4 protein-coding genes are annotated in these 5,561 nt (G+C 73.9%); 1 reads left to right on the top strand and 3 read right to left on the bottom strand.

Annotation, left to right across the window (positions count from 1 at the left end):
- Nucleotides 1–294: 294 nt before the first annotated feature.
- Nucleotides 295–1,419 carry a S8 family peptidase gene (locus ACFXGA_RS39315; RefSeq protein ID WP_378098014.1) on the bottom strand — a complete coding sequence of 375 codons (1,125 nt, stop codon included), beginning with the start codon at nucleotides 1,417–1,419 and terminating at the stop codon, nucleotides 295–297.
- A gap of 30 nt (nucleotides 1,420–1,449) precedes the next feature.
- Nucleotides 1,450–2,583: a S8 family peptidase gene (locus tag ACFXGA_RS39320; protein WP_378098016.1), complete on the bottom strand. Its 1,134-nt coding sequence runs from the start codon at nucleotides 2,581–2,583 to the stop codon at nucleotides 1,450–1,452.
- Nucleotides 2,584–3,317: 734 nt separating this feature from the next.
- On the opposite strand from ACFXGA_RS39320, the gene ACFXGA_RS39325 reads away from it, so the two are divergent.
- The gene (locus tag ACFXGA_RS39325; RefSeq protein WP_378098019.1) at nucleotides 3,318–4,280 is read left to right on the top strand and encodes a hypothetical protein; all 963 of its coding nucleotides are present in this window, start codon (nucleotides 3,318–3,320) and stop codon (nucleotides 4,278–4,280) included.
- Between the two features lies 1 nt (nucleotide 4,281).
- Here the strand turns inward: ACFXGA_RS39325 and ACFXGA_RS39330 are convergent, their stop codons facing one another.
- Entirely contained in the window at nucleotides 4,282–5,445 is a 1,164-nt protein-coding gene (locus tag ACFXGA_RS39330) for an acyl-CoA dehydrogenase family protein (RefSeq protein WP_378098021.1), read from the bottom strand.
- Nucleotides 5,446–5,561: the final 116 nt, after the last annotated feature.

The following is a 5,561-nucleotide window of genomic DNA, read 5'->3' on the forward strand; positions in this document are numbered from 1 at the left end:
GGTCGCGCGGGGGGGGGGGGGGCTGGGTGTGGCGCCCCCAGGGGCCCCCCCCGGCGCCCCACCTCCCCCACCTGTCGGTCGCCGGCCGGGCGACCACCGGTCGGGTCAACGACCGGGCGGGACTTGGTCAGGTCACCCACCCGGGTCGGACCGGACAGGTCACCCGGCGACCGGTCGCCGGCAGGCGGGACCGGACAGGTCCCCGGCCCGGGTCGGACCCGACCGGTCCCCGGCCCGGGTCAGGCCCGACCGGTCACCGGGCGATAGGTCGCCGGCCGGGCGGGACCGGGCAGGTCACCGGGCGGGCGACCAGTGGAGCAGCCGGCCCCACGACAGCGGCGTCGCCTCCGACACGACCGCCGCGTGCACCTGCGCGGGCGTGGCGGCGGGGTTGAGCTGGAGGAACCGCAGCGTCACGCCGGTCACGTACGCGGTGGCCAGCGAGGTGCCGCTGATGGTGTTGGTGGCGGTGTCGCCGGTGTGCCACGCCACCGTGATGTTCGTGCCGTGCGCGTAGACGTCGACCACCGCGCCGTAGTTGGAGAACGAGGCGCGGGTGTCGTTGGTGGTGGCCGCGCCGGACGTGAGCGCCTCCGTGACGCGGGCCGGCGAGTAGTTGGCCGCGTTGGAGTTGCTGCCGCCCGCCGTGACGGACGCCGTGACGCCCGCGGCGATCAGCCGGCGCACCGCGTCGTCGATCGCGGTGGACGGGCCGCCGCCCAGGCTGAGGTTGGCCGAGGCGGGCTTGACGTGGTTGCGCGCGACCCAGTCGATGCCCGCGATCACGCCGGCGGTGGTGCCGCTGCCCGAGCCGTTGAGCACCCGGACGCCGCACACCAGGCCCTGCTTGGCGACGCCGTTGACGCGGCCCGCGATCAGCGACGCGACCGCCGTGCCGTGGCCGTTGTCGTCCTGCGGCACGGTGTCGTTGTCGATCGCGTCGTAGCCGGGGCAGGTGCGGCCGGCGAACTCGGTGTGCGTGGTGCGGATGCCCGTGTCGATCACGTACGCGCGGGTGTTGAGCCCGGTCGAGGTGTAGCTGTAGGCGCCGTCCACGGGCAGCGCGCGTTGGTCGATCCGGTCGAGCCCGTACGGGGCGGGCGACTGGGTGGCGTGCGCCCGCACGACCTGGTCCTGCTCGACGTACGCCACCGCGGGGTCGGCGGCGAGCCGGCGGGCCTGCTTCGCGGTCATCGTGGCGGCGAAGCCGTGCAGGGCCGGGAACGCGCGGGTGACCCGGCCGTCGAGCCGGGCGGCGACCGCGTCGGCGGCGGCGACGTCCTCCAGCTTGACGATGTAGCTGCCGGGCACGGCGTCGGCCGAGCCGGCGTGGAGCACCGCGCCCTCGGCGTGCGCCGGTGCGGTGAGGGTGACGGCGGCCAGGGCGGCGACGCCCAGGCCGGACAGCAGTGCGCGCATGGCGGGTTCCTTTGCAGGGTGGAGGAGCGGTTATCGGGTGGGCGACCAGTGCAGGAGCCGGCCGCCCCACGGCACGGGCCCCGGCTTCGTCAGCTCGGTGTGCACCAGGGCCGGGGTCGCGGAGGGGGTGGACTGGAGGAACCGGGTGGCGACCCCGGTGGCGAGCGCGGTCGCCATGGAGGTGCCGCTGAGGGTGTTGGTGGCGGTGTCGCCGGTGTGCCACGCCGACGTGATGCCGACGCCGGGCGCGTACAGGTCCACGCCGGCCCCGTAGTTCGAGAACGGGGCCCTGGCGTCGGTCTGGGTGTGCGCGCCGATCGTGACGGCCTCGGCCACGCGGGCGGGCGAGGTGTTGCCGACGTTGGTCCCGGAGCCGCCCGCGCTGACGACCGCGGTGACGCCCGAGGCGATCAGCCGCCGGACCGTGTCGTCCAGCGCGACCGAGGCGCCGCCGCCGAGGCTCAGGTTGGCCACGGCGGGGCGGGTCGCGTTCAGCCGCACCCACTCCACGCCCGCCATGACGCCGGCGATCGTGCCGCTGCCCACGCCGTCGAGCACGCGCACGCCCACGACGCGCACGCCCTTGGCGACGCCGTTGAGCGTGCCCGCGATGAGGCCGGCCACGTGCGTGCCGTGCCCGTTGTCGTCCTGGGCGACGAAGTCGTTGTCCACGGCGTCGAAGCCGTGCGCGGCGCGGCCGCTGAACTGGGCGTGCGTGATCCGGACGCCGGTGTCGACCACGTACGCGGTGACGCCCGCGCCGGTGGAGGCGTAGGTGTAGGTGGTGTCGAGCGGCAGGGCGGTCTGGTCGATCCGGTCCAGGCCCCAGGGCGCGTCGGGCTGGGTGGAGTCGGCGTGCACGACCTGGTCCTGCTCGACGTACTCGACGGCCGGGTGGGCGGCGAGCCGCCGGGCCTGCGTCGGGGTGAGGTGCGCGGCGAAGCCGCCGAACGCGGCGTACCGGCGGGTCACCCGCCCGTCCAGCCCGGCCGTCACGGCGTCGGCGGCGGCGACGTCGGCGAGCTTGACGATGTAGCTGCCCGGCACGGCGGTGGGCGAGCCCGCGTTCAGGACGGCGGCCTCGGCGGGCGCGGCGGGGGTGAGCAGGGTGGCGGTCAGGGTGGCGAGGGCGGTCACGACGAGGCCCGGTAAGGGCTTGGGCATGCGGCTCTCCTCCGCGGGGTGGGGGGACCCGGCGCGGATCACGCGCGGGTCTGCCAGTCTGCCGAACCGCGCTCGGCCCGCGGAACCGGCGAAGGGAGTGGTTCGGGGAACCGCGACCGAGACCGCACCACGGCGGACAGCGCCGCGCGAGCGCGTCGACAAGGTGATTGAGAACCCATTCAACGCTGTGGAGAAAATACGGCCGCGGGCCGATGGCGAAACGACGAACGGCGGCGTCCCGGAGGAACGCGGGAAGTTCTTCGGGGTGACTATGTATCTCTCGGACATCGCGCTCGGGCCACCGCGCGGCCGGCCGGGTTCGGCGCGCGTCCGCTACCTGCGGCAACACCACCGCACGACATCGACCGCGAGGGTCAACGTGACGTTGGGCATAGAGTTCGCGTTCTTCGCCCGCGACCGGTTTGCCGCACCGGGTCCACGACGGCCGCCGAACCCCGCGACCGGTCCGGTGTGGCCCGCATCACCCCACGTACCCGGGGCCCTGGGCCGTACGCGGGCGGCGGGGCGGCCGGACGACCGAGCCCGGTGCGGCGTTCGCGCCCCACCGGGGCTTCACACCCCTGCTGTTAATGAGAATTCAAACATTCCACAGCGGGCCGGATTTTGCCGTCCGATTCGGTTAAATTCACGACGGGAAACCCGATCGGCTGTACCGCGGCGGCGATTTCGCACGATAACGTCGCTCGCCTTGTCCTTGGGAGAACGGAGCGAAGATGCCTACGCCAGTCGTCGGACCGGAATCGCGGACGCGCGATCCCCGACGGATCGACGCGGGGTCCGACCCCTTCGCGGACGCATTGCGGGCGGCGATCCGCGCCAAAGGGCTCAGCCTGGAACGGATCCAGCACAAGCTGCGGGCCCGGGGCGTCGCGGTCAGCATCGCCGCGCTGAGCTACTGGCAGTCCGGTCGCAGACGGCCGGAACGACCCGGCTCGCTCATCGCCGTCGCCCACCTGGAGGAGATCCTGGAGGTCGGCGCGGGCGGCCTCAGCTCGCTGCTCGGACCGCCGCGACCGCGCGGCAAGGCGCGACCCCGCACGCGCGTGTCCGGGCCCGAGGGCTGGGTCGGCGAGAACGACTACGCGACCATCGCCGAGCTGCTGGCCGACATCGACACCAGCACCGACCAGGACCTGACGCGGTTGAGCCTGCGCGACCAGGTGGAGCTGGCGATGGACGGCAGCACCCGCCGGGTGCGCTCGCGCCAGGTGCTGCGGGCCGAGCGCTCGGGCGTGGACCGCGTGCTGCTCGGCTACGACACCCGGCTGCCCGGCGACCCCCTGCCGGTCATCGGCACGCTGCGGTCGTGCCGGCTCGGGCGGGTGTCCGCCGACCCGCGCAACGGCCTGATGGTCGCCGAACTGCTGCTCGACCGCCCGCTGCGCCGGGGCGAGCGGACGGCCGTCGAGTACGAGCTGATCCACGTGGCGCCGCACCACCCGACGTTCGACAACACGCACTCCCGCCGCTTCCGCCACCCCGTGCGCGAGTACGTCCTGGAGGTCCGGTACGACTCGCGGTGCCGCCCCGTGCGGTGTGAGCAGTTCACCACCGGCCTGACCGGCGGCGAACCCACCGACGTGCGCGAGACCCCGGTGGACACCTGGGGCTACGCGTACGCGGTCGCGCTCGACTTCGGACCCGGAGTGGTCGGCCTGCGCTGGGAATGGGCCTGACTCAGTAGGAGCGCGGCAACTTCAGCGTGTGCTGCGCCACGAAGTTCAGGATCATCTCCCGGCTGACCGGGGCGATGCGGGACAACCGGGACGCGGCCAGCATGGCGCCGAGTCCGTACTCGGACGACAGCCCGTTGCCGCCGTGGACCTGGATGGCCTGGTCCACCGCCCCCGCCACCGCCTCCCCCGCCGCGTACTTGGCCATGTTGGCCGCCTCGCCGGCAGCCCGGTCCTCCCCAGCGTCGTAGAGAGCCGCGGCCTTCTGGGTCATCAGCCTCGCCAGCTCGACCTGGATCGCGCACTGCGCCAGCGGGTGCGCGATGCCCTGGTGCGCGCCGATGGGCGTGTCCCAGACGGTCCTGGTGCGGGCGTACTCGCTCGCCTGGTCGAGTGCGCGGCGGGCCATGCCGGTGGCGAAGGACGCCGCCATGATCCGCTCCGGGTTCAGGCCGGCGAAGAGCTGCGCCAGGCCGCCGTCCTCGGTGCCGACCAGCGCGTCCGGCGGCAGGCGGACGTCGTCGAAGAAGCAGGTGAACTGCTTCTCCGGCGACAGCACCTCCATCGGGATGTGCCGGTAGGTGAAACCGGGCGCGTCGGTCGGCACGATCAGCAGCGAGGGCAGCAGCCGTTGGCCCGCGGCGTCCACGTGCCGGGCGACCACCATCACGGCTTCGACCTCGTCCACGCCGGAGATGAACGACTTGCCGCCGTTGAGGACCCACCGGTCGCCGTCGCGGCGCAGGGCGGTGCTGAGCTTGTGCGAGTTGGAGCCGGCGTCGGACTCGGTGATGGCGAAGGCCATCTTCGTGGTGCCGTCCGCGAACCCGGGCAGCCACCGCCGCTTCTGCTCCGGCGTGCCGAAGCGGGCGATGACCGTGGCGCAGATGGCCGGCGAGACGACGGTGAGCAGCAGCGGGCAGCCGGCGCGGGCGAGTTCCTCGCACACGGCCGCGAGGTCGCCGATCCCCCCGCCACCGCCGCCGTACTCCTCGGGCACGGCCACGCCGAGGTACCCGAGCCGGCCCGCCTCGGCCCACAGCTCGTCGGTCTTCTCGCCCGCCCTGGCCTTGGCGGTGAAGTAGTCCTGGCCGTACTTGCCGGCGAGGTCGGCGACGGCCTGCCGCAACGCCCGCCGCTCCTCGCTCTCGGTGAAGTTGATCGTCATGCGCCCGCTGCCCCTTCGCTCGACCCCGCCTGCCGCGCCCCGCCTTGCCCGCCCGAACCGGCCGACTAACCGGACGGCCGCGTCCAGACGTCCCAACCCGGCCCTGCCGGCGGATC

It is taken from the genome of Actinosynnema sp. NPDC059335, from assembly GCF_042752395.1.
Taxonomy (GTDB): domain Bacteria; phylum Actinomycetota; class Actinomycetes; order Mycobacteriales; family Pseudonocardiaceae; genus Actinosynnema.